This window comes from Geobacter sp. OR-1 (genome assembly GCF_000813145.1).
Classification (GTDB): domain Bacteria; phylum Desulfobacterota; class Desulfuromonadia; order Geobacterales; family DSM-12255; genus Geoanaerobacter.
The window spans coordinates 125,634-148,646 of the sequence record NZ_BAZF01000007.1; the positions used below are offsets into that span (position 1 = coordinate 125,634).

28 protein-coding genes, 1 pseudogene and 1 riboswitch are annotated in these 23,013 nt (G+C 56.7%); of the genes and pseudogenes, 2 read left to right on the forward strand and 27 right to left on the reverse strand.

The features are described 5' to 3' along the window. Position 1: 1 nt before the first annotated feature. The 18 genes and pseudogenes from OR1_RS09295 to yihA all read right to left on the reverse strand — a co-directional run bounded on the left by OR1_RS09295 (position 2) and on the right by yihA (position 13,551). A complete protein-coding gene (locus OR1_RS09295; protein ID WP_041971476.1) occupies positions 2-370 on the reverse strand; it encodes a hypothetical protein in 369 nt (122 codons plus the stop codon). After that, a complete protein-coding gene (cobI, locus tag OR1_RS09300) occupies positions 367-1,089 on the reverse strand; it encodes a precorrin-2 C(20)-methyltransferase (protein ID WP_041971477.1) in 723 nt (240 codons plus the stop codon). Before cobI ends, OR1_RS09295 begins: the two co-directional genes overlap by 4 nt. Next, positions 1,089-2,303 (reverse strand): bifunctional cobalt-precorrin-7 (C(5))-methyltransferase/cobalt-precorrin-6B (C(15))-methyltransferase, encoded by a 1,215-nt coding sequence (locus OR1_RS09305; protein ID WP_041971478.1) that lies wholly within the window; start codon positions 2,301-2,303, stop codon positions 1,089-1,091. Before OR1_RS09305 ends, cobI begins: the two co-directional genes overlap by 1 nt. A 153-nt stretch (positions 2,304-2,456) precedes the next feature. Next, positions 2,457-3,509 (reverse strand): cobalt-precorrin-5B (C(1))-methyltransferase, encoded by a 1,053-nt coding sequence (locus OR1_RS09310; protein ID WP_041971480.1) that lies wholly within the window; start codon positions 3,507-3,509, stop codon positions 2,457-2,459. Positions 3,510-3,512: 3 nt separating this feature from the next. Continuing rightward, positions 3,513-4,148: a precorrin-8X methylmutase gene (locus tag OR1_RS09315; RefSeq protein ID WP_041971481.1), complete on the reverse strand. Its 636-nt coding sequence runs from the start codon at positions 4,146-4,148 to the stop codon at positions 3,513-3,515. Then, entirely contained in the window at positions 4,148-4,534 is a 387-nt protein-coding gene (locus tag OR1_RS09320) for a sirohydrochlorin chelatase (RefSeq protein WP_041971482.1), read from the reverse strand. The genes OR1_RS09315 and OR1_RS09320 overlap by 1 nt, the downstream gene beginning before the upstream one ends. After that, the gene (locus OR1_RS09325) at positions 4,531-5,385 is read right to left on the reverse strand and encodes an energy-coupling factor ABC transporter ATP-binding protein (RefSeq protein WP_041971484.1); all 855 of its coding nucleotides are present in this window, start codon (positions 5,383-5,385) and stop codon (positions 4,531-4,533) included. Before OR1_RS09325 ends, OR1_RS09320 begins: the two co-directional genes overlap by 4 nt. Continuing rightward, complete coding sequence (cbiQ, locus tag OR1_RS09330) at positions 5,373-6,128, reverse strand: cobalt ECF transporter T component CbiQ (RefSeq protein WP_041971485.1); 756 nt, start codon at positions 6,126-6,128, stop codon at positions 5,373-5,375. The genes OR1_RS09325 and cbiQ overlap by 13 nt, the downstream gene beginning before the upstream one ends. Then, positions 6,128-6,337, reverse strand: a pseudogene (locus OR1_RS09335) (cobalt transporter); the annotation flags it as partial. The pseudogene OR1_RS09335 and the gene cbiQ, both read right to left, overlap by 1 nt. A 91-nt stretch (positions 6,338-6,428) precedes the next feature. Further along, positions 6,429-7,169, reverse strand: a complete 741-nt coding sequence (locus OR1_RS09340; RefSeq protein ID WP_041971487.1) for an energy-coupling factor ABC transporter permease — start codon at positions 7,167-7,169, stop codon at positions 6,429-6,431. 506 nt (positions 7,170-7,675) lie between these two features. Next, the gene (gene brnA, locus OR1_RS09345; protein WP_041971488.1) at positions 7,676-7,900 is read right to left on the reverse strand and encodes a type II toxin-antitoxin system BrnA family antitoxin; all 225 of its coding nucleotides are present in this window, start codon (positions 7,898-7,900) and stop codon (positions 7,676-7,678) included. Further along, entirely contained in the window at positions 7,890-8,150 is a 261-nt protein-coding gene (locus OR1_RS09350) for a BrnT family toxin (RefSeq protein ID WP_041971622.1), read from the reverse strand. The genes brnA and OR1_RS09350 overlap by 11 nt, the downstream gene beginning before the upstream one ends. Positions 8,151-8,226: 76 nt before the next feature. After that, the gene (locus tag OR1_RS09355) at positions 8,227-9,621 is read right to left on the reverse strand and encodes a cobyrinate a,c-diamide synthase (RefSeq protein ID WP_041971490.1); all 1,395 of its coding nucleotides are present in this window, start codon (positions 9,619-9,621) and stop codon (positions 8,227-8,229) included. A gap of 15 nt (positions 9,622-9,636) precedes the next feature. Beyond that, positions 9,637-10,239 carry an alpha-ribazole phosphatase gene (gene cobC / locus OR1_RS09360; protein WP_041971492.1) on the reverse strand — a complete coding sequence of 201 codons (603 nt, stop codon included), beginning with the start codon at positions 10,237-10,239 and terminating at the stop codon, positions 9,637-9,639. A 9-nt stretch (positions 10,240-10,248) separates the two neighbouring features. Beyond that, a complete protein-coding gene (cobS, locus tag OR1_RS09365) occupies positions 10,249-10,992 on the reverse strand; it encodes an adenosylcobinamide-GDP ribazoletransferase (RefSeq protein WP_041971493.1) in 744 nt (247 codons plus the stop codon). A gap of 63 nt (positions 10,993-11,055) precedes the next feature. Then, positions 11,056-12,114, reverse strand: a complete 1,059-nt coding sequence (cobT, locus tag OR1_RS09370) for a nicotinate-nucleotide--dimethylbenzimidazole phosphoribosyltransferase (protein WP_041971494.1) — start codon at positions 12,112-12,114, stop codon at positions 11,056-11,058. Between the two features lie 12 nt (positions 12,115-12,126). Next, on the reverse strand, positions 12,127-12,651 hold the full coding sequence (gene cobU, locus OR1_RS09375) for a bifunctional adenosylcobinamide kinase/adenosylcobinamide-phosphate guanylyltransferase (protein WP_041971495.1): 525 nt from the start codon (positions 12,649-12,651) through the stop codon (positions 12,127-12,129). A 74-nt stretch (positions 12,652-12,725) separates the two neighbouring features. After that, positions 12,726-12,914: riboswitch (cobalamin riboswitch) on the reverse strand. A gap of 37 nt (positions 12,915-12,951) precedes the next feature. After that, positions 12,952-13,551 (reverse strand): ribosome biogenesis GTP-binding protein YihA/YsxC, encoded by a 600-nt coding sequence (gene yihA / locus OR1_RS09380; protein WP_041971496.1) that lies wholly within the window; start codon positions 13,549-13,551, stop codon positions 12,952-12,954. A 130-nt stretch (positions 13,552-13,681) separates the two neighbouring features. Between yihA and OR1_RS09385 the strand changes: the two genes are divergently transcribed. Next, the gene (locus OR1_RS09385) at positions 13,682-14,530 is read left to right on the forward strand and encodes an HDOD domain-containing protein (protein ID WP_041971625.1); all 849 of its coding nucleotides are present in this window, start codon (positions 13,682-13,684) and stop codon (positions 14,528-14,530) included. A 6-nt stretch (positions 14,531-14,536) separates the two neighbouring features. Here OR1_RS09385 and OR1_RS09390 read toward each other — a convergent pair whose 3' ends face one another. Then, on the reverse strand, positions 14,537-14,761 hold the full coding sequence (locus OR1_RS09390; RefSeq protein ID WP_041971497.1) for a hypothetical protein: 225 nt from the start codon (positions 14,759-14,761) through the stop codon (positions 14,537-14,539). Positions 14,762-14,894: 133 nt separating this feature from the next. Here OR1_RS09390 and OR1_RS09395 point away from each other — a divergent pair, with 133 nt between their 5' ends. Then, positions 14,895-16,088, forward strand: coding sequence for a tetratricopeptide repeat protein (locus tag OR1_RS09395; protein WP_041971498.1), 1,194 nt, complete (start codon positions 14,895-14,897; stop codon positions 16,086-16,088). 42 nt (positions 16,089-16,130) lie between these two features. Here OR1_RS09395 and pseI read toward each other — a convergent pair whose 3' ends face one another. The 8 genes from pseI to OR1_RS09435 are packed head-to-tail and all read right to left on the reverse strand — an operon-like array spanning position 16,131 to position 23,003. After that, a complete protein-coding gene (gene pseI / locus OR1_RS09400; RefSeq protein WP_041971499.1) occupies positions 16,131-17,180 on the reverse strand; it encodes a pseudaminic acid synthase in 1,050 nt (349 codons plus the stop codon). Positions 17,181-17,191: 11 nt separating this feature from the next. Continuing rightward, positions 17,192-17,737, reverse strand: coding sequence for a UDP-4-amino-4,6-dideoxy-N-acetyl-beta-L-altrosamine N-acetyltransferase (pseH, locus tag OR1_RS09405; RefSeq protein ID WP_041971500.1), 546 nt, complete (start codon positions 17,735-17,737; stop codon positions 17,192-17,194). Further along, positions 17,724-18,785 (reverse strand): UDP-2,4-diacetamido-2,4,6-trideoxy-beta-L-altropyranose hydrolase, encoded by a 1,062-nt coding sequence (pseG, locus tag OR1_RS09410; protein WP_052440362.1) that lies wholly within the window; start codon positions 18,783-18,785, stop codon positions 17,724-17,726. Before pseG ends, pseH begins: the two co-directional genes overlap by 14 nt. Further along, positions 18,786-19,559, reverse strand: a complete 774-nt coding sequence (hisF, locus tag OR1_RS09415; RefSeq protein WP_041971501.1) for an imidazole glycerol phosphate synthase subunit HisF — start codon at positions 19,557-19,559, stop codon at positions 18,786-18,788. Positions 19,560-19,571: 12 nt separating this feature from the next. Then, on the reverse strand, positions 19,572-20,582 hold the full coding sequence (locus tag OR1_RS09420; protein ID WP_041971502.1) for a radical SAM/SPASM domain-containing protein: 1,011 nt from the start codon (positions 20,580-20,582) through the stop codon (positions 19,572-19,574). Between the two features lie 12 nt (positions 20,583-20,594). Next, entirely contained in the window at positions 20,595-21,209 is a 615-nt protein-coding gene (gene hisH, locus OR1_RS09425) for an imidazole glycerol phosphate synthase subunit HisH (RefSeq protein ID WP_041971503.1), read from the reverse strand. Continuing rightward, positions 21,202-22,356, reverse strand: coding sequence for an N-acetyl sugar amidotransferase (locus OR1_RS09430; RefSeq protein WP_082002887.1), 1,155 nt, complete (start codon positions 22,354-22,356; stop codon positions 21,202-21,204). Before OR1_RS09430 ends, hisH begins: the two co-directional genes overlap by 8 nt. A gap of 20 nt (positions 22,357-22,376) precedes the next feature. Next, complete coding sequence (locus OR1_RS09435; RefSeq protein ID WP_041971504.1) at positions 22,377-23,003, reverse strand: pseudaminic acid biosynthesis-associated methylase; 627 nt, start codon at positions 23,001-23,003, stop codon at positions 22,377-22,379. Positions 23,004-23,013 lie beyond the last annotated feature (10 nt).

Consider the following 23,013-nt stretch of genomic DNA (forward strand, 5'->3'; position numbering starts at 1 on the left):
GCTAACGTTCCGCCACTGTGTGCGCCTGTCCTTCCAGGTACTGCTCGAACGGCTCCCAGTAACGTTGCTGAATCACCTTGCCGCTCTTCCGGTCGACATATTGAACCTGCTTGCCGACCCAGACAATGCCGGAGACGGTATCGATCCGGAACAGGTTTCTTTCCGGCAGCTCGGCCCCTTTCAGGGAGGTCACGGCATACTGGCCGTCGAAGAGCCTGAAACGACCGATTTCGCTTACCGGCTGAATAACGGGGGCAGGTATTTCCGGTGCCGCCTCTTCGCCGTTCGGCTCCTCTTCGGCAGCCGCAGTGAGCGGGAGGCTGAGCAACAGCGCCAGCAGTGAGGGGAGAAGGAAAGGAAGTTTTCTCATGGTTCACCTCGCAATAGTCTTTTGCAGACGATCAGCATCGACAGGTAATCCAGCTCCTTACCGGCCAGGGAGTCCAGATCGGTTACCACCTCTTCAAGATCCGACCCCACCCGGCGGACAAAGACGGCGCTCCGCTCCAGGCCATGCCTGCAGAGCAGTGCATAAATCCGGTCGAACGACTTGTGGACCTTCAGCATGATTATGGTATCAAACTCAAGCAGGGTCCGCTGGAGCTCTTCGTCCTCGTAGACCGCGGGAAGCACCGCAATCCGGTCTGAAGCCATCCCCAGCGGAATCCCGGCAACTGCGGCAGCCGCATTGATGCTCGATATCCCGGGCACGATCCCGACCGGTATTTCCGGATATTCCGCCCTGAAGATCCGGTAAAGGTACAGAAAGGTCGAGTACAGCATCGGGTCGCCGATGGTGATGAACACCACTGTGCGCCCGGCCCGGACATGGGCGGCAACCTCGGCGGCGGACTCGGTCCAGAATTCGTCCAGCCCATCCTGGACCTTGCGCATCGGAAACACCTGGGTCAGTATCTGCTGCCGGTCCCGGTCCAGAAACGGTTCGACGATGGAGAGCGCAAAACTGGCCGCATCACCTCTGCCCGTCGGGGCGCAGATGACATCCGCCCCGCGGATCAGCCGTTCGGCCTTGCGGGTGATGAGTTCCGGGTCCCCGGGGCCGACACCGACTGCGTAAATGGATGCCATTACTCCGTTTCCTTTGTGGCAGCGACAATATAAACCGGATTATGCGACTCGAACATCTTGTACTCGGTCAGGCCGCGGGTCTTGGCGATGTTCACGCAGGTCACCTCCACGGTGTAGCCGTGATCTTCCAGAAACTCCACCGACTTGGTCAGGGTATCGAGCGTCACCGCGTTCAGGACGATCACCCCTTCGGGCTTCAGGCGGCGGTCGACAGCCTCGATGATTTCCTCCAGCATCCCACCCGAACCGCCGATAAAGACCCGGTCCGGCTCCGGCAGGTCTTCCAGCCCTTCAGGGGCAAATCCCTCCACCAGCATGACGTTGCGCGCCACGAACTTCTTCAGGTTATCGCGCAGGAACACCAGGTACTGGCTGTTTTTTTCCAGGGCAAAGACCCTGCCGTTGGGCATCAGGTTGGACGCCTCGATGGAGACCGAACCGCTCCCGGCGCCGATGTCCCACATTACCAGGTCATCCTGAAGCCGGAGCTTTGCCAGGGTTACGGCCCGCACCTCCTGCTTGGTGATCAGCTTCTTGGCCGTGGCAAACTCATCATCCTCTATCCCGATCAGCGGGTAATGGACCAGGTTCGGTTCCCAGGTCTTGATCAGGATCAGGATATTCAGTTCCGAATGCTTGAGATTGAGGAGCCCGCGGACATCGGTCTTGGTGAACTTTTCCCCCGGCATCCCCAGATCCTCGCACAGCCAGGCATCATAACCCTCGGCCCCGCGATTGATCAGCTCGTTGGCAATGGCGGCCGGGGTGTTGTTAGCGTCGGTAAGGATCGCCACCTTCTCCGAGGCCACGATCCGGTCCACCGCCCGTCCCATGCCGCGGCCGTGAACCGAGATGAAAACGGCGTCGTCCCACGGTTCCTTGATCCTGGCAAAGGCATACTGGACGCTGGTGACGTTGGGAAAGATCTCGATCCGCTCTTTCGGCAGGTTGCGCAGGAGAAACCTGGCAATGCCGAAGAAATTCGGGTCCCCGGAACCGAGGATGACCGTCCGCAGCTCGGAGTTCTTCAACGACTCCAGCATGATGGAGAGATCGCCGAGTTCCTGCTTCTTCCCTTTAAAATCGGGGAAGATATCGAGATGACGCTGGTGACCGATCAGGAGATCCGCCTTGGCGATCACCTCCTGGGCCTTGGGCCCGAAACCTTCCCAACCGGTAATGCCGGCACCAACCAGATAGATTTTCTGAGGCATGACAACCTCCCTTACTCAAATTCTCTGTTGAGAAACGAGAGTTTTTCTCTCTGACAAGGAAATCAAGGGATTGCGCGGAGGCATACTGTTAAGTATGTCGCACAAGCAATACCGCAGATTGACGCCGTCAGAGTGGAAAGGGCTCGTTTCGTTTCAGGCGAAATATAGCACTTTGCCGTCATACCCTGCCAACAAAACTTTTACTTCCGACTCCGGCGCCAGTTTCCGGGCAAAGGCCCTGGCACGGACCGCCACTAGCTCAATAAGGGCACTATCGTTGTCCGAGTCCTCCAGCAGCTGCCGGGCCGTGTTTGCCTGCCGGGCGCGAGATTCGAGCCCGGAAATCCGGGGTTCGCTACGAACCCACGAGGCCAGCATCTGCAGATCAAGCTCAGATGACGAGACATGGGTTTGCTCGTGACCGCAGGCGATCTTGACCAGCTTGGCAAACTGGCAGGCCAGCACCACCTCTGCTACCCCCTTACGACTGCAGCTGGCCAGGGCATAACCGATATGGTCCCCCATCATCACGAACGCCTCTTCCGGCAGTTGCAGCGGCGTCTGGGCAACCACCTCGCTGGTCCGGCCGGTTGACAGCACCACGGTCGTGCTTCCGCAGGCCAGCGCCACATCTATGGCTGCGTCGATGGTATCGGTCCAGGCCCGGGCAGATATCGGCCGGACGATGCCGGTGGTGCCGAGGATCGATAACCCGCCGACGATACCGAGACGGTTGTTGAGCGTCTTTTGCGCGAGCTCCGCGCCGTTGGTGATGGCGATGGCCACCTGAACCGAAGCAGGCTCCGGGAATACGCTGCGCACCGCCGCGGTGATCATCTGCCGCGGCACCGGATTGATCGCCCACTCGCCCACAGCCACGGCCAGTCCGGGTTTGGTCACCCGGCCGACACCGGATCCCCCGACAATGACAACACTGCTCTCTCCGGTCAAAGATGCGACCGTTGCGACAATCTCCGCGCCATTGGTGATGTCGGGATCGTCACCGGCATCCTTGATCACGCTGCAGGTTGCGGAATCTGCTTCGCGTTCCTGCCTGTGGAGCGTGAACCGCGCTTCTTCTCCGGACGGCAGGGCAATAGTAACCGTTCCGGCAGGCTGCCCGTCCCGCAGCAGCAGCGCCGCCCCCTTGGCAGCAGCGGCAGCGCAGGCGCCGGTGGTGTAACCGGAACGAAGCGGCCGTTTCATATATTATCCTGCCGCCAGTATGAGCAGTGCATTGACAACTGCCGCCGCCACGTTCGACCCCCCCTTGCGGCCGCGGTTGGTGATGTAGGGGAAGGGGATCTGCTCCGCTGTCCGCACCAGTTCCTCCTTGCTCTCGGCCGCGCCGACAAATCCAACCGGGAGCCCAACCACCAGCGCCGGCCGCAACTCCTCCTGCCGTACCAGGCGCAACAGCTCGAACAGTGCCGTCGGCGCATTGCCGATGACGAAGATGCCGTTATCCGGATCTGCCGCAGCGCTCCGCATCGCCATCAGCGAACGGGTAACCCCGAGCTTCTCTGCGGCCTTGGCTACCACCGGATCGGCGACCAGGCATTTGGCAGAGATCCCGAACGGGTCGAGCCGCGCCCTGCTGATCCCGGAGAGCGCCATGTTAGTATCGGTGACGATGCCGCGACCTCTCTGCAATGCGGCAACGCCTTGCAACACGGCATCCGGCGACATCAACATCGTCCGGCTATACTCGAAGTCGGCGCTGGTATGGATGGCGCGCCGCACGATCTGCCACTCGGCAGGGGGCCAGGAATGCGGCCCCGCCTCCGCATCGATCATCCGGAACGATTCGGCCTCGATCTCTTCCGGCCGGAGATGGACCGACATCAGTGCCACCCCGTGGCGGTCAGCCCTTCGGCAATCCGCTCCACCACCACCTCGGCCAGCTTCCGGTGGACCCCGAGGTGATTCCCCATGGCGAACTCCACGTTCGGGTAGCGCTCCTGAGCCTGCGCCATCTCCTCCGGCAGGTCTTCCCGGACATGAGCGCCGATGAAGAGGAAATACGGCATCAGCAGAATCCGCTCCGCGCCTTGCGCCACACAGGCGTCAATCCCCTGCTGGATGTTCGGCAGGTGCATCTCCCGGTAGGAAACCTCGACGATATCGTATCCGGTCATTTTCCTGACCATGGCGGCAATCTCCTGCGCCGCGTCATTGGCCTCTGGAATGCGGCTGCCGTGGGCCATCAGTAATATTGCAGTCTTTTTCATTTCTTCTCCTTGTGTCCATGCATTGCCACGATCTCGCGCCGTGCCTCAACGATGCCGAGCGGCAGAGGGCCCGGCGGGAAACCGTCCTCATGACGCAGCTGCCAGAACAGCTCCGCAACCTGGGGCAAACGCAGCCTTACCGCTGCCATGGCGGCCGGGTCGGCCAGCAGCTCTTGCGGCGTGCCGACAGCGGCCAGCCGCCCCTTGTCGAGGATGGCGAGCCGTTTCACGAACAGCGGCGCCAGGTCCACCGCATGGGTCGCCATGATGATGGTGACGCCGTGGTCGCGATTCAGATTTGCCAGCAGTTCCAGCATCCGCTGCTCGCCGACCGGATCAAGCCCGGCCGTGGGCTCGTCCAGCAGCAGGATCTCGTGTCCCATGGCCAGCAGCCCGGCGATGCAGACCCGCTTTTTCTGACCGTAACTCAAGTGATGGATATTTCTGGGGCCGGTCCCATCCATCTCGACCTGGGCCAACGCCGTCAAGACCCGCCGGTTGACCTCGCTGTCGTCAAACCCCATATTGCGGGGACCGAAGGCAACATCCTCGGACACGGAATGGGCAAAGAGCTGATCGTCCGGGTTCTGAAACACCAGCCCCATCTTCCGGTAGATCTCCTTGGGGTGCTGCTTCAGAATATCTGCGCCATCAAGCAGCACACTCCCCTTGTAATCACGGATCAGCCCGTCCAGCAGCTTCAGCAGCGTCGTCTTACCGGAACCGTTGGCCCCGAGCAGGGCCAGAAAATCTCCTGACCCGACCGCCAACCGGATATCCGCCAGGGCAACCGTTCCGTCAGGGTAGGCAAAGGAGTCCAGGCTTACCAGGAGCCGCGCTACATCTGCCACAACACCCCCATGGCGAGCACTGCCAGCAGTGCGGCCGAAACCTCTTCCAAGCGGAACGGCCTGTGCTTGAGCATCGGCAAAGAGCCGTCGTACCCCCGCTGCACCATGGCAATGGTCATGGTCTGGCTGGTATCGAACGCCTTGATCACCAGCGCCCCGGCCAGGGTGCCGAAGGAGCGGAAGCTTCGGCGGAACCCCACATACCCCAGCCGGTTACGCTGGGCCGCATAGACCACCTGGGCATCGTCGGCCAGCACAAACAGGTAGCGCCAGGCAAACATGGTTACCTCGATCAACCCTTGCGGCACCCGGAGCCAGGCCAGAGCGGCCAGCAGCTCGGTAAACGGAGTGGCAAACCCGACCGTTGCCACCACGGCACAGGCCCCCATGATCCGGCTCGCTATCCGTATCCCCTCCAGCAGCCCGTCCTGGTGGCAGAAGATGGCCATACCGGCGATATTGAAACTCCAGAGCACTGTCTGGCCGCTGAAAAACGCCTTGAGGACCAGCACCACCAGCGCGATGACAAGAGGCTCGCTGAACCGGATCAGCAGCAGCCGGGGGCGAACTCCCATGCTAAAACAGATAGCAACCCCGGCCGCAGCAGTCAGCAGCGGAAACCATACCCCTTTATGGCTCACCACCATGACCAGCAGCGCCAGGCTGGCCAGCAGTTTCAGGCGGCTGTCGAGCCGGGCGAGCAAATGCCCCTGCCCGGATATGTCTGCGGCGGCAAAGCGCATTATTGCTTATTGTCTCCTGTTCCGTCTTGGTTCTTCTTTGACAATGACCGCCAGCAGTAGCCGGCCACAAAACCGCCGATCACCCCGGCGACAAGAAAGACGAACAGCAGCAGGTCGCCCCGGTCGCTATTGATCAGTGGTGACCTGGCTTCCCGGCCATGCTCCTTGGCGATCTTCTCCACCACTGCCTCGTCAACGCCGGTCCAGGGGCGCGGCGCCAGGGTGAAGAAGTAGAACACGAACAGCAGGGTCGGCAATATGACTATATGCATCAGCAGGATGCGCAGTTTTCTTTTTCGATCAGGCATGGACCTTTCCTTCCGCCGCTGTCAGGACATTCATCTTCACCAGCAGGTCGGGCCGCTTTTTATGCAGCAGCAGCACCATCCCGGCGGTCATCGCCCCCTCCAGGACCCCGAGCGGCAGCTGAGTCGGCACAAAGGCCAGTGCGATCTTTGCAAACAGAGGAAAGAACGGGTCGCTCCCCCGAATGCCGGAGGCAAGCTCCAGTGAAGTGGTCAGGTAGGTGGCCCAATCGGTAAGCAGCCCGGCAAAAAAACCGGCCAGGCCGAGCCCGGCGCCGATGGAGCGAAGCCCGCGGAACACTGCGTAGCCGACGAATGAGCCGACGACCCCCATGGAGAAGATATCCGCGCCAAGGGTGGAAAGGCCGCCATGGGCCATGACCAGCGCCTGGATCAACAGTGCCACCGTGGAGATAAGCACGCTGACGAACGGCCCGAGCAGGACCGCTGAGATGGCGGTGCCGCACGGGTGGGAGCAGGTTCCGGCAGTCGGCACCGGAATCGGCATGCAGGAGATGATGAACACCACCGCCGCCAGCAGCCCCACGAGCGGCTTCACCGACAAGTCATCGCAGGAAAGCGCATTCAGCCGCCTGAGCCCCAGTGCGACAAAGGGTGCCGCAACCACAAACCAGACCGCGGCCCAGTTAAGCGGCAGGATACCCTCGCTGATGTGCATGGCATGGGCCGGAGTGGCCAGTGTCAGTAACAGTAATGTCAGGGTGATTCGAGGCATTGCGATTCTCGATTCAGATAACTGGGCCGATACAACTGCGGTGCGAAGCGGAGTCCGGTAGGCACCGAGGCATCATGTAATATTGCCCGACGAAGTCGGACGAAAACTTGCTTGCATGCATCACCCGCAAAAGCTATTATTTTTTTGCAGCCCCCGGAGAAATCCTCTCCCGACCTTGAATCGGTGACGATCCCGGGGTTTTTTATTACCCAAAATAATCCCGGCTACATTTCAAAGACAATCGCAACGAGGCGAAACGAGTGTACTCAGCCTTATTTGGTCTCAATCTCACCTAACTTCTACCGGCATCTCCGGCAGTTTCATAATACTTCTCCGGTGACAGTTATGGGGACATCCCATATACAAATCTAAACGTATCCTGCCCCCGGAACTCGCCAGCCATTGACCTGCTGGGGTTTTCGGGCATGCGCTACGACAACTGGTATGTTTGCCGGGTATTGTTGCAAAAGTTCGATCATTCCTTTTACTGTCACGGCTTCTCCTCGTCACGAAACCTTCTGGAGCCGTTCCGCCACCCATACCTTGATGATGGACTGTCGTGGCACACCAAGCCGACGTGCTTCCTTATCAAGCTGCTGGATCATCCAGACCGGAAAATCAACGTTTACCCTCTTCTGCTCCTGCTCCGGCCGTCGGGCGCGAGACAGGTCGAGATATTGGGTAATATCTTCCCCCTCATCGAACTTCTGTTCAAACTCCTTAGCCTTCATATATGGCCACCTCCTCCGGCCTAGCGCGACGCACCGAAATGATGCGGATGTTTTCTCCCCGATAGGTAACAACCGCCGACCAATGCCTGCCCTCAATCATGCCGATAACGAGATAACGCGCCTCATCAGTAGTTCTGGCCGGAATTTCGATCAGGTCCGGATCATCCCACAGCGCTTGCGCCAACATGAAATCGATGCCATGCTTTTGCAGATTCGTCGCGCTCTTGTCAGGGTCAAACTCAAAGCTCATGGTATAATAATTATACCTCACTGACATATTCAAGCAACATCAAATCCCTACCGATGTTGGGTACACTCCCGCCCCATCAATTGCCACTAGCCCCGCCAAACCTCCGGCAGCTGGCCACAAAATTCACCGCCATCTCCGGGCAGCTGCCGAAATGGAGGTGGATATAGGAGCCCAGACAGTTTTTGATCCGGTAACCCTCGGCGCCGAGGTCACTCTTCCCCTTGCGCACCTTATACAACCGCTCCACTTCCGGCGGCATTTCCGATATTTCCGAGTAGTGGAATTCGTGCCCCCGTGCCGTCACCCCCGTGCCACCCAGAATACTGGTAGCGACAAGCTCCACCTCGCGGTAGCCGAGCGCCTTCCGCCTGGGGAGCATCCGGGTGACGACCGGGAAGGCGCCCACGAACCGGTGCGCAGCTTCCTCTTTCTCCGGCGAATCGGCAACCCCGCCGGTGAGGTAGATGAAGCCGCCGCACTCCGCATAAGCCGGCATCCCGTTTTGAACGGCGTTGGCTATCGACTCCTTCATCGCGCCATTTCCGGCCAGCTGCGGCGCATAAAGCTCGGGGTACCCTCCGGGAAGATAGACCCCGGCAACCCCTTCCGGAAGCCCGGTGTCGCGAAGCGGCGAAAACGGGATCAGCTCGGCACCGGCCTCGCTCAACAGCCTGAGGTTCTCTTCATAGACAAAGCAGAACGCCTCGTCGCGGGCAACGGCGATCTTCACTGCCGGGATATCGGTTTCGGCCGGTTCCGGCAGGGGCAATGGATGGTCGTCTGGCCGCACCTGGGCAATCGCCCAGAGGGCCGCCATATCGACATGCTCACGGATCGTTGCTGCCAGGTAATCGAGATAGGTTGCAGAAAGCGGGTTATCCTCGGCAGTGACCAGCCCCAGATGGCGGGAGGGGATGGCAAGCCGGTTGTCGGCCGGGATGCAGCCCAGTATCGCGGGAGGCGAGTCGAGCGTGGCCACGGCCTCGGCCAGAATATCGGCATGGCTGTCACTTGAGACCTGATTGAAAATGATCCCGGCAATGGTGATATCAGGATCGAACTCGGTGAACCCTTTGAGCAGCGCCGCTACGCTCCGGGCCTGGCCGCGGGCATCAACCACCAGGATGACCGGCGCATTGAGCAGTTCCGCCACCTGGGCGCTGCTCCCTACTGCCGAGACCCCGCCAAAGCCGTCGAACAGGCCCATAACCCCTTCGATAACCGCGACATCAGCTCCTTTGGCATGCCGGAAAAAGCTCTCCAGGACTCCGGACCGGCCGCAGACCCAGCCATCCAGGTTGATCGACGGCCTGCGGGTGACCAGCCGGTGGTAACCGGGGTCGATGAAATCCGGTCCGACCTTGAACGGCGCCACGGTCAGTCCGCTCCGGCGCAACACTTCCATGATGCCAAGGGTAATCGTGGTCTTTCCTGAGCCGCTGTGAGGAGCGGCAATGACGAATGCCTTCATGCGATCTCCCTTAGTTCAACCATTCAATAGCTTTACCACCCTGTTGCCGTCGGCAAACCAGTCGATGATATTGAGACAGCAGTAGCTCTGCTCGATGTTGAACAGCGTGGAAAGCGGTGCGCCGATGGCGTTGAGCAGCACCACCCGGTTTGCCCCGCCATGGGCCACCACCAGGACATCCTCCCCGCGGTGATTCGCCACAATCCTCTCGATGGCAGGCATGATCCGGGCTTCGAGGTCAAGCAGGTTTTCACCGCCCGGGACCCGGTAATTGACAATATCCGCCAGGCGGCTCTGCCACTCGTGCGGCCAGCGCTCCTGGATCTCAGCCCAGGTCATTCCTTCCCAGATTCCGATGTTCAGTTCGCGCAGCGCCGGGTCGAAAACCGGCTCAACGCCGAAATGCTCTCCGAGGATCCCGGCACCGATCCGGCACCGTTGCAGGTCGCTGCTGTAGCAGGCCGTTATCCGGGCATCGCCGAAACGCGGCTTCAGGTCATGGTACTGCTTGACCCCGCGCTCGGTCAGGCCGACATCGGCATGGCCATTATACCGGGGAGTGCCCGCACCCTCGACTTCACCATGCCTGATGAGATAAATTCTTGTTTTTTCTGTCATAACTACCCTCTATATTCTACCGCAAAAAACCGGTATCAAAATAAGTACGGCAATTTCATTCAGTTCACTGACGCAACCGATGATATCGCCGGTGATTCCGCCCAGTCTTTGCTCAAAATACCTCCGGCAGCCGAAAGTAAATATTGCCAGAAGCAGGAGCAGCGCCAGCCACGGCAACCCCAGCAGCATGAACCCGGTTCCGCCGGTCAATACCAATGCCAGCAAGAGCTGTAACGGGCCGACCCCGTTGATGAAGGCTGCGCCAAGCCCCTCGGAACGCGCGCTCCTGGCTCCGACAGCACTGACTACCTGGCCGCAGCGCGCCACCATCGGGAAAAGCAGCAGGGCCTGCCACTTGAGAGCGGGTTGCAAGGCATTGATTGCCTGGAATTTCAGACCGATCCCCAATATCAGGCCGACCACCCCCACCGCTCCGACCCGTGAGTCCTTCATTACTGCCAGGAATCGCTCCTTCCCCCCCCTGGCGGCAAACCCGTCGCAGACATCGGCCAGGCCATCGAGATGCAGAGCACCGGTAACCAGCGCCAGCAGTGTTACCAGCAGCAGATCAGCGACCTGCCGCGGCACCCTGGCGTCAAGCAACAGATCGGCGCCCGCCAGCAGGCCGCCCAGGACAAGGCCGACCAGAGGGAACAGCGCCATGGACCGGCCAAGGTCCCGCTCGTCGCACCGCACCTGGAACGGCAGCGGAACGATGGTCAGGAACTGGAATGCAATGATAAAGAGACGCATGGTTCCCCGTAGGGGCGATCCTTGTGATCGCCCTGTTTTTCTGGGCAAACACAAGGTTTGCCTCTACACTGTCTCCCCTGTCACTCCGGCCTCGGCAAAGGTCGCCATCTCCTTCAGTATCTTGACCCCGGCCTCGATCAGCCCCATGGCCAGTGCAGCGCCTGTCCCTTCGCCGAGACGCATCTTCAGATCGAGGATCGGCTCCAGCCCCATTCTTTCCAGCATGACCCGGTGGCCGATCTCGACCGAATGGTGGGCGCTAAACAGGTATTGTTTGGCATCCGGCTTCAGTTCGCAGGCAATCAGCGCCCCGGCTGTAGAGATGAACCCGTCAACCACCACCGGCAGGCGGCAGGCAGCACCACCGAGCACAAGCCCGGCAATGCCGGCGATCTCCAAACCGCCGACCTTGGCCAGCACATCGAGCGGATCGGCAGCATCAGGGGCATTAACTTTGAGCCCTCTCTCAATGGCCGACACCTTCCGCTCCAGGGCGGCATCGTCGATTCCGGTGCCCCGGTGGGTCAGTTCGCGCGGCGTCAAACCTGAAAATGCGGCTATTATCGCAGATGACGGAGTCGTGTTGCCGATCCCCATATCGCCGGTGGCAATCATGGCAGCTCCTTCTTCTTTTGCCTTGCGTGCCAGCTCAATCCCGACTTCGATGGCGGCTATCGCCTCTCCCCTCGTCATTGCCGGGCCAATGCTGAGGTTTTTCGTCCCATGCGCGATCTTTCTGATAATCAACCCGGGGTGCGGCTCGAAATCGTAATCGACACCCATATCCACCACCCGCACCTCGGCACCGGCATGGCGGGCAAGGACATTGACCCCGGCCCCGCCGTTCAGGAAATTGAGAACCATCTGCGGGGTTACCTCTTTCGGAAACGCCGAAACACCCTCTTCGACAACGCCATGATCTCCGGCAAAGGTAAAGATGATCTTCTTCGCGGTATCCGGCTCCAAACTGCCGGTTATGGCGACAACCCGGCGGGCAAACTCTTCGAGACGGCCGAGCGACCCGAGCGGCTTGGTTTTATTGTCCAGTTTTGCCTGGGCGGCATCAAGCAGCGCACCATCCAGCGGCTTGATATCCGACAGCGCTTTAGTCAAAAGATCCATTTGGTTTCTCCTTTATTCACCCTTGAGCTTCAGGGGTATTCCGGCTATCGCAGTATAAACTTCATCTGCCGCAGCCGCGATCAGCTGGTTGGCCTCGCCGGCCAGGTCGCGAAAAGAGCGGGCAAGGGCGTTTTCCGGCACGATCCCCATCCCCACCTCGCTGGAAACAAGCACCAGCGGGGATTGCAGCGCGGCAAACACCGAGGTCAGTCGACGCACTTCGGCAAGGGCCGGTTCGGGAGAGTTGTGCTGCAATAACAGGTTAGTCAGCCAGAGCGTGATGCAATCGACCAGCATTGCCCGGAAATACCCGTCATGCCCGGTAATTACCCCGCACAGGTCGAGCGGTTCCTCCAGGGTCTGCCAATCAGGGCCTCGCCGCTGCTGGTGCCTGGCGATCCGCGCCGCCATCTCACCATCACCCGCCGCGGCAGTGGCGATGTAGCCGAGAGGGCTGCCGAACCGCTCTGCAAGCTGTTCAGCCAGCCGGCTCTTGCCGCTGCGCGCGCCGCCGGTTACAAGAATTACCTTTGCCATAAAATAAAAACCCCGCCTCCTGAGCTGGAGACGGGGTCATGATTAAATCGGCGCCGGTCCCTCTCCCACGAAGGTTCCTGAATTGCCAACCGGGCAGGTCTCCTGACTCTCGGATCATCCTACTGGCCGCGCCTTCCCAAGAAATCCCAGTGGCACACAGCGGCGTTCGTCACCGATTACAGTTGCGGGGCAGCGAGGGATTTTCACCCTCTTCCCTATTATCGCCTGCGGAAAACAGGCGCACCTGATTGGTATACTATTTTATTTTTCAGTCGGTTCTAGCAGACCGCCCGGTCAAAGTCAAACTGATTGTGGAGTGGCGACAAGCGGTTCGAGCACCCTCCAGATCTCATCGATCCCTTCCCGGGAAAGCGCGGAAAAGAACAGGAAATCCGATTCCTGGACCTGCATGGTTCGTGAAATTATCTGCGCCTGGCGCTTGCGCTCATTCTTCGAGACCTTGTCGCACTTGGTGATCACCAAAACCGGCGGAATCGAGTGAGCCCGGAGAAGATCAAGCATCTGAATGTCTTCCGGGCTGGGCACCCTGCGCACATCCAGGATCAGCACAACCCCCCGCAAGGTCTCACGCTTTGCGAGATAGGCCCCCATCATCGGCCCCCACTGCTTCTTGATCGCCAGCGGCACCTTCGCAAAGCCGTAGCCGGGGAGGTCGACCAGCATGAAGGAATCGCTGTTCACGGAGAAAAAATTTATCAGCTGCGTCCGGCCAGGAGTATTGCTGGTCCTGACCAGGTTTTTGCGGTTTACGAGCAGGTTTATGAGCGAGGACTTGCCGACGTTCGATCGCCCCACGAATGCGATTTCCGGCAACTCCGCAGGCGGGTACTGATCCGGCTTGACCGCACTCTTTATGAACTCAACATTTGTTACGTGCACGTTTTCCCTCTTCCAGAGCCCAGCGTGTCCAGAGATTAATTGCGCCCAAGGAGTTGCCGATTCGAATTAAAACGGGTATAAATTACTTAGCAGGATAACGGTCATCTTATCGAAGCGGAGCATGATTATCATGAACAAGGAACTGGAACAGGCGATAATGGCTGCTGGCGACCTGCCGACTATACCTGTAGTTGCCATGAAAGTCATGCAACTTCTGGAAAGCGAAAATGCCACTGCCGATGAACTTGCCAAAATTGTCGCTTCCGACCCTGCCGTAGCGGCCAGGGTCCTGAAAATATCCAACTCTTCGTTCTACGGTTGCCAGCGCCAGATACAAAGCCTCTCAATGGCCATAGTCATTCTTGGGTTCTCTACCCTGAAAAGCCTGGTTGTCGCGGCATCGGTGAAACAGGTTTACAAGCCTTTCGGCCTTACGGAGCAGATGCTGTGGGAACACTCTTTCGGAGCAGGTCTTGCGGCAAGAATAATCGCCTCGGCCACCAAGCTTGCCAATGAAGAGGAGGCGTTTCTCGCCGGGCTGTTTCATGATATCGGCAAGACCATCATGAATATGCTCGATCGCGACAAGTTTCAGCTGGTCATGCAGAAATGCTACAATGACGGCATACTGTTCGATGAGGCGGAAAAAAACGTCTATCCGTTCTCGCACGACGAAGTGGGAGCATATGTCATCAAGAAGTGGAATTTCCCCGACGCCCTGTTTACCACCATCATGCAGCACCACAAGCTTGATTTTTCCTCTTCGGACGATGCCTACGTCGCAAACCTTACGGCCGTAGTCAACCTGGCCGACCAGTTCTGCAACCGGCTGGGGATCGGCACGCGAGACCCCCACGAAGAGCTGGACATAGCGTCGAGCAAGGCAGCCCAAATTGCCAATCTGGACAGTGAGCGGATAGACGAGCTTCTGGAAACCTTCAGCGCCGCATACGAAAAAGACCGGCAGACGTTCGCTTAGCCTTCGTTATCGCTTTTGAGCATCGCCTTCATCCGTAGCGGCCTCATCTCCTGCCAGAAGGTCCTCAATGTCCGACAAGCGGCGTGCCCGGGGAGAGATGTCAACGCTGTCCTCGCCGGGCTTCTTGGGCCGCTGCCTGGCGGCCCTGCGTTCCTGCCAGGACCGGTCACGCTCCCCGCTGACAGGTCTGACTCCCAGGATACCGGATACAGGATCGTCTCTCTCAGGCATATTTCCCCCGTCAATCATCAAAAAATTATACCGTCAGGCCGAAGTGACGGCAATTTTTTCAGAATTTTTCAGGAATTTGCGCTATAATAGGCGGTAACAATAAGGACTGCAACCGTATTTTGCGAGGGAATCAATGGCAACAACAACCTCTTTAGGCGAACAGCTTTTTTCTTTGCTTTCACCACGCTCAGGTCAGAATGAGTCACTGGCTAACAACAGCTTGATAGCAGGGGTCAGGATGCTGCAGAAGAACCGTCCTGAAGATGCCGTCGTTCACTTCAAGAGGGCGCTTGCCCTAAACCCCGATTCCATCGATGCCTACAATTATCTGGGGAACACCTATCTCCAGCTGAACAAGAACGATGATGCCATCGCCACTTTCAAGAAGCTGGCAGCGATGAAGCCTTTTGATGCCGAAGCCAAGATAAGCCTGGGGAATGCCTATTCGCAGGCAAAGAACTTCAAGGAGGCAGAACTCCAGTATGCCAAGGCCGTCAAGCTCAGTCCTGGCAGCGTAACTGCGCGCTACAGCCTCGGGCAAACCTACCTTCTCCAAGACAAGCTCAAGGAGGCCGAGACCGAGTTTCTGAAAGTCACACGCATGAAACCCAGAGACGCCAACGCCTTCTATGCCCTCGGAGCCACCTACAATAAAATGGAGAAATACGATGCCGCCATTGCCAGCCTGAAACAGTCTCTGACCCTGAAGCGGGATTTCACGCTTGCCGAGACCGAACTGGGGTATGCCTATGCCGGCAAAGGGGACGAATATAACCTCGGTCGCCAGATCACAAAACTCCAGACTCTTGATCCCTCAGCGGCCCTTGAGCTGCAGAATGCCACTTTCAAGCCCAAAATACTCAACGTGGATTACGGTTCCAACAACCCCTTCTATCCACAGCTCGGCCCGTACACACCTTTGGCTATGCTTTCTCTGACCGACCCGGAAAATACGCTTGCCCAACCCAATGCCAGCAAGGACTTTACCGTGGTATTCCAGTTCAACACCGACATGGACCCGGTTTCAGTGCAATCCCTTGCCAACTGGAAGATCAGCAAGGCGTCAGGAGGAACGGCAGGCTACTACAACCACGGATACACGCTTTATCCCCAGAAACAGGCGGCCCTGCCGTTTGCGAAAAACGTCACCTACGACCCGGCGAAACAGCAGGCAACCGTGACCTTTACCCTCAAGCAGAATGCGTCCGGGGACGCGGTCATCGACCCGTCGCATCTAGTATTCAAGTTTTCCGGTAAGGATATTGACGGGACACAGATAGATACTAATGCCGACGAGTATGACGGCTTTGCCGGCAAAGCGTTCTGACCTTCAGTAGACCGCACACGATGAACCCAGTCGAGGATTCAATTACACCAGATCCCAAGTGACCGGCGTACCCTTTTTCGCATCAACCGTAATCTTTCTGCCCATTATAAGATCGAAGAATTTGGGGGGCAAGCCGTACCCTGGCCTCACAATCCGTAAGTTTTCGGGGGTAAACGCCTCTCCTGCGGCCATGTCGGCGGCGACATACAAGGAACGGCGAAACTTCAGAGACCCCTGTTCTTTCTCCGAAGGACCGTAACTAACCACCCCGAGCGCCTGCCAAGCCCGCTCAGTTTCTACCACCAGCGCCTGCATCTCTGCCGGCTCAAGGGAAAAAACAGAGTCAACACCACCATCAGCCCGGGAAAGAGTGAAATGCTTTTCGATAACCGTTGCACCAAGGGCAACCGCAGCCACTGCCGCCCCGACTCCCATGGTATGGTCTGAGAGGCCGACCTCGACCTTGAATAGTTCTCTCAGATGAGGGATAGTGCGCAAATTGGAGAACTCGGGCGTTGACGGGTAGCTGCTGGTGCACTTCAGCAGGACTAAATCTGAGCACCCCGCATCCCGCGCCGCTTGAACTGCTTCATCCAGTTCCGCCAAAGAGGCCATGCCGGTCGACATGATCATCGGCTTCCCAGTCGCTGCCGCCTTGCGAATCAACGGCAAATGAATATTTTCGAACGAGGCAATCTTATACGCCGGGACACCGAGGTGTTCCAGGAAGTCTACGGCAGTTTCGTCAAACGGGGTGCTGAAGCACAGCAGCCCTTTCTCGCGGCAGCGCTCAAAAATTGGAGCATGCCATTCCCATGGGGTATACGCTTGCTGATAGAGGCTATGCAGCGATTCCCCCTTCCAAAGGCTCTTATCGTCTGAGATGAAGAACTCTCCCTCGTGAACGTCCAGTGTTATGGTATCCGCCGTGTAGGTTTGCAGCTTCAGGGCATGAGCTCCTGCCGCAGCAGCGGCATCAACAATGGCGAGTGCCCTGTCAAGTGACTGGTTATGATTACCCGACATCTCCGCGATGACAAACGGGGGATGCCTTACGCCAATCTGCCGATCGCCTATGCCAAACTCTTTCATCCCCGTTCCCCTTACCTGAACACCGTGTTCTCAAGAATCGTTTTTCCCGCCAGCCAGTCGTCCCGGAATAATGCAAATGACACAATATCTTCATAGACGCCATTCTTCAGAACATGCTGCAGATAGCGCCCTTCCTGTCGGAACCCTAAACGTGTATGGTATTTCACGCTACCGTCGTTGAAGGCAAAGGCCTCGGCACAGAGCTTACGCAGCTGCTGGCGTTCAAAGATATACTCAAGGGCAAGAAACCCCATCGCCGTGCCACAGCCCCGGGGGAGATCGGCCTCGCCCAGGTAAAATCCCCAATAACACCGGTTATTACGACGATCGATCTGAGTAAAGTTTTTGAGACCAACCGGAGTTCCCCGATATTCGAAGATCAATACCGTTGGGAACGGGTCGCCCGACAACCGTGTGAACCAGGCGTGGTGTTCGTCCGGAGAGATAACATGGTCGGTGTACATATATGAACGGACGCGCTCCGAATTACGCCACCCAAGAACTGTTGCCAGATCCCGTTCTTCAATCGGACGCAGGTTGCAATCAACTCGTTGCATGGTTTCTCCCGAAAAGGCACGCGACAATATCGTTATGAAGCGGCGACTCCCGTCCCCCGAACAGTTCCAGGCAGGCTTGGCTCATCTGCTGCAGTTCATCGGGACGTGCAATTGCTTCTGACAAAGATGCGGACAGGGACTCTTCGGTAACCGTCGCAGAGTCCCCAAGAAGGCGTACCAAGCCGGCTTTTGCAACCGTCGTTGCCAGTGCTGACTGATTATCAGCGACAACAACAAGCAGCGCTGGGAGCCCGAGAAAACAACGCTCCCAAGTTGTAGTTCCTCCCGCACCCACGGCGAGATCGGCTCGTGCCATCAGCTCAGCCATATTATCCACCTGGAAGTGGAACGACACCTGTGGCATCTCATGACAAAGAGCCTTGATCTCGGCTAACTGAGGATTTGCCGCACCAACGACAACATCGATGGAGATTTCCAGACGGCCAAGCTTGCTGATCGCCCTGAGCGCCTTACCCGTCTCTCCTGTCGGATCGCTACCGCCGAAAAAGATGAACAGCCGGTCGACCTGTCCCGTTCTACACCCCACCCGTTTGCGGACATTGATGAATTCAGGGCGGAGCAGCGCATACTTCGGGCCAATGAACGTTCGACAGTGAGGAGGAAGCAAACCGACGTACCTGCTGGCCATACCGTCAGTCAGGTTCTGATCGAGTAGCAGGTCACAGTCATGGGGTCGATCAGCAAGGTCGTCAATAACCATGATACTGCCAACATGGGGACGGACGACGACCTCCCAATCCGAGCTGATTCCGTAATGGTCTACAACCAGCCAATCCGGACGGTATTCGGCAAGAATTGCCGCCATTTGCTCGGCATCAACAGCGGGATCGAATCGATCCCCTCCTGGGAGGCTCCGTACGTCAAATCCCCGGGAACCGATAAGTTCGATGCTGTCGCCGGCCAGCCGACGTGCGACGAACAAGACCTCGGACCCTTCCCCCCTCAACGCCTCAGCCAGCGTCAGGCAGCGCATTACATGACCGGAACCTATGGCAACCGATGCATCGGCACGGATCACAAACCTCATCTAGACAAGCACCTTCGCGCTTCTTACCGGAATGCCCCTGGCAGCAAGATAGTTTTTGGCCTCCAGAGGTGTCTGCTCCGTAAAATGAAAGATACTTGCCGCCGCCACAGCAGCAGCCCTGCCAACCTCAAGCGCAGCATACATATGCTCGTAATTGCCCGCACCGCCCGATGCGATCACAGGGATCCGCACCCGTTCCGTTATCGACCGGATTAACTCCAAGTCATACCCTTCCATGGTACCATCCAGTTCGACTGACGTTATCAGTATCTCACCAGCCCCCCGGAGTTCAAGCTCAGCAGCCCACTCCCCCGGCAGCCGACCGGTATCGCGGGTGCCACTGTGACTCACACAAACATACGTCCCATCCGGATTCCGGCGGGCGTCGATACTGGCGACCACGCACTGCGAACCGAAACGTTCCGCGGCCTCGTTGATGATCTCCGGCCGCAGGTAGGCAGCAGAATTGATGCTCACCTTATCGGCACCGGCCCGCAGCAGCTGCTTTATATCCTCTATGCTCCGGATCCCTCCTCCGACGGTAAGAGGGACAAAACACTCTGCCGAGAACTCCTCTACCTCTGCGAAATCCGGCAGACGATCCTCCAGAGTTGCCGTTATATCAACAACGATCAGTTCGTCCACCTGCCGGGCATTATAAACCTTAACCGCCGGCATGATGGTGCCGACCCGCCGCCAGCTGTCAAAGGCGATCCCCTTGACAAGCCCGATATTTTTCCATAGCAGTGTTGGAATGATCCTTGTCTTCAACATTATAACGCCGCCCTATGCAAGCACTTCACCCTTGAGCATCGCACAGGTGGAGCAGGGTTTCAGTGCATGTAATTTTTTTCGGATATGCATTTCCCTGAAACGCTGGTAATTTTTATTATTCCAGATCTGATCAAGCGACGCCTTAGTTACACTTCCCAGAACGGTCGCATAGCCAAGATCATAACAACAGGCAACAACATCACCCTTGAAATTGATGACCATCTCTTTCCATGGAAAGATGCAGCATGGCACAGTCGCAGTTTTCTGGGATGTTGCCGCCAATGGCTGCAGCCCTGTCAACTTGATTTCACCATTTGACAGATCATATCCGCCAGCCCAGGAATGGGCATAATTCTTCTGAAAATAATTGACCCCGAGTCCTTCGAAGAGGGCGATGAATTCTGCGGAACATTCCAACGGCGAATTGATATCAATGGAACTTCTAAACGATGGCTCAAAAGTCGCGAGCGATTCTATGGAGATTGCTGGAAGCAATTTACCAAGCTCTTGCTTCCTTTTTAACATATATCTGATATTGTTCAGCACCTTTTCATATTTGCTGTTTTTGCGTAATGACTCGTATTGGTCAGGTGTCATATCATCAAAGGAAAATGAAATATGATATAATTGAGAATCAAGTAACTCTTCAGCTAACTCCTTTGTAAGAAGTGCCCCGTTTGTATTAAAGGTAGTTGTGATATTATAGTCAGCAGCATAGTTAATCATAGCAACTAATTGATTATGCAACAAAGGCTCTCCACCCAAATACAGATATAGATTAACCCTGTTTTTAAAGCACCCTGCCTGAGCAATAATCTCTTTGAACAGGTTGATATCTATAAAGCCTACCTCTTGTGGCCTGTTGATAGTATTCGGGCAGCAGGTACAAGCCAGATTGCACAAATTTGTAGGCTCGATTCTCAATCGGTAGGGGGTATGAGCTACTTTCAACTCCCGCCTTTTCCTCGATCTCTCTATCTGGGTAATTCGGAGGTCGTTCTCTTCTTTTGTCCAAAGCTGCATGCACATATCCTATCAGAGTGCCAAAAAATTCCTTATTACCTGGAAACCTGCACGTGAGCTTTTTTCAGGATGAAACTGTGTTCCGAAAACGGTTCCCCGATTCAGTGCCGACACAAATGTTCCACAGTATGGAGTTGTTGCTGCGATATCGTCTGCAGTAAGAGGAATGAAATGATAACTGTGCACGAAGTAAAAATCGGTCCCTTCGGCAATAGCGGAAAAGAGAGGGTTAGCGCATCTAGGATGCACCTCGTTCCAGCCGACATGAGGGATGCGTGTCTCCGCTGAATCCGGTTCCAGGCGCCGCACCTCGCCAGGGATAAGGCCAAGGCCTTCGGTTTCTCCACCCTCGAAGCCCCTGTCGGCCAGCAACTGCATTCCAAGACAAATCCCCAGCAGAGGGATCATTTCAGTAGTTGACCTTCTGAGGGCATCTACCCAACCGGCGGCGTTGAGCGCCGTCATGCCGTCGGCAAAGGCACCGACACCCGGAAGCACTATATGATCCGCCACTGATATATCCGACGGATTGCCAGATATGAAGACGTCTGCCCCGCACTCCTCAAAGGCACGCCTTACGGAGCCGAGATTGCCCATGCCATAATCAACGATTAGTGTCTTACTCATTATTGTCGTAATTGATCTTGGTCAGATTGCCGTGCCGGTCCTTGATCAGTTCGTTCCGGGCATTAACCTTGAAAATCTTCTTGTTGGTAAACCTATCGCAAATTTTGACGAATTCTTCCACCGACAGGTCAAGAGGCTCCAGGATCTGCTCCAAAGGTTTGCCCAAGTAAGCCCAAGGGAATTTCCCGTCATGTCGGGCAACCATTTCCATGGCATCCTGCCTTGTTATCCTACCACGACGCAAATGGAGACAGGCAATGTCGGTAGCTCTCCCAAACCCGAACTTCAGGAACTTGAAATAGTCGTGAATGCCGGTCTGATGGTTGTCCAGGTTCTCATAATTGACGATCGACCCTTCAATGGTGGTACTCAGTGTGGAAAACCCGCTCGCTTGGGCGATCAGAGCATTGGAATAACCATCCCATGGTATGTAGTATCCGAGGAATATCCCGGTCACTCCAGCTTGTTTCAGCTCATCATCAGAAGGATAGGTGTAGGGAACCAGGTGCCGTCTCTCAATTCCCTCCATCCCCACAAGGTCAGATACGCGCATTCCAAGTAAGCCGCCAAACTCCTCCAGCCATCTTCGGTTCAATACATTGTTTTCACTGGCTGCTGCCGGTCCGCCGTACTCGTTCTGGGAGTTCTCTCCCCAGACAATAAGCGGCACCCCGAACTGAACCGCGGCCTTCACCGGAATGGTAAAAATCCCGACATGCTCCGGCCATGAAATGTCCCCGACCTGGGTAAGACCGATCCGGTTGAGTTTGGCGCGCACTTTCTTGTTGGGGGAGAATTCTATATAATCAACCCCCAGGCTTTTGATATTTTCAATGTTCTTTCTGCCGATATCCGAAAGATCACATGTTGTTGCAGTGACGCAAAGAGGGTTCATCCCAAGCTGCAGCATCCGCACAACCTGGTACGTACTGTCCTTGCCGCCGCTCACAGGAACGATACAATCCCAGGAACTGCCATCCTTTGAACGATATCGATCAAGAATAGTGACGAGTTCTGCCCGGCGAACATCCCAGTCTATATCGGTACGCTTCTCAAAGCTTCTGCAGGCACTGCAGACGCCCTCATCATCGAAATGAAGATCCGGCTTGGTGTGCGGCATTACACATCTGACACAATATTTCAGCATGGCGGCAGGCCTCCCGGTAATTACCCTTTTGTTTTTTCCAGCAGAAACCAGGTAATGTCATCCTGAGGAAAATGGTTGTCTCCGTGGTAAGCGAACCCGTAATCTACCAGCCTTAAATCGCCGAACATCTTCAGCATCTCGCCGGCAAAGTCCCTTTTAAAGAGCTTGCCGGAATGGCCGCGATACATGATTTCAACCGGAGACGGATTGTAATACTCGGCAACACAGATATACCTGTTGCTGGATTGGTAGAGTATTTCATAGACCTGCTTCAGGCACTCAGGATTGATATGAATCAGCACCCCTTTGATCAAGGAGAAGTCCCATTTCCGATCCGGCATGAATTCCAGGATCGATTGTTCATAGACCGTTATGTTCTCAAACTTCTTCAGCTCAGCAGCAGCCTGCTGATTGATTTCAACGGCAGCAAGCTCAACATTGGGGAGCAGGGTCCGAACAGCATGCAAGTTCATGCCGATATTTGCCCCGAACTCAACCAGAGAAGCAACACCCCCGGTCACGGGGATTATTTTTGAGAAAAACGCTACATTGCTGGCCAGCAGTTGTGCGCTTCGGTTCCTGTCTACATACTCATTACCGAAACTTCCTGCCCAGAATTCCTCCTGCTCTGTCTTGAAGCTGCTCATCCATATCTCC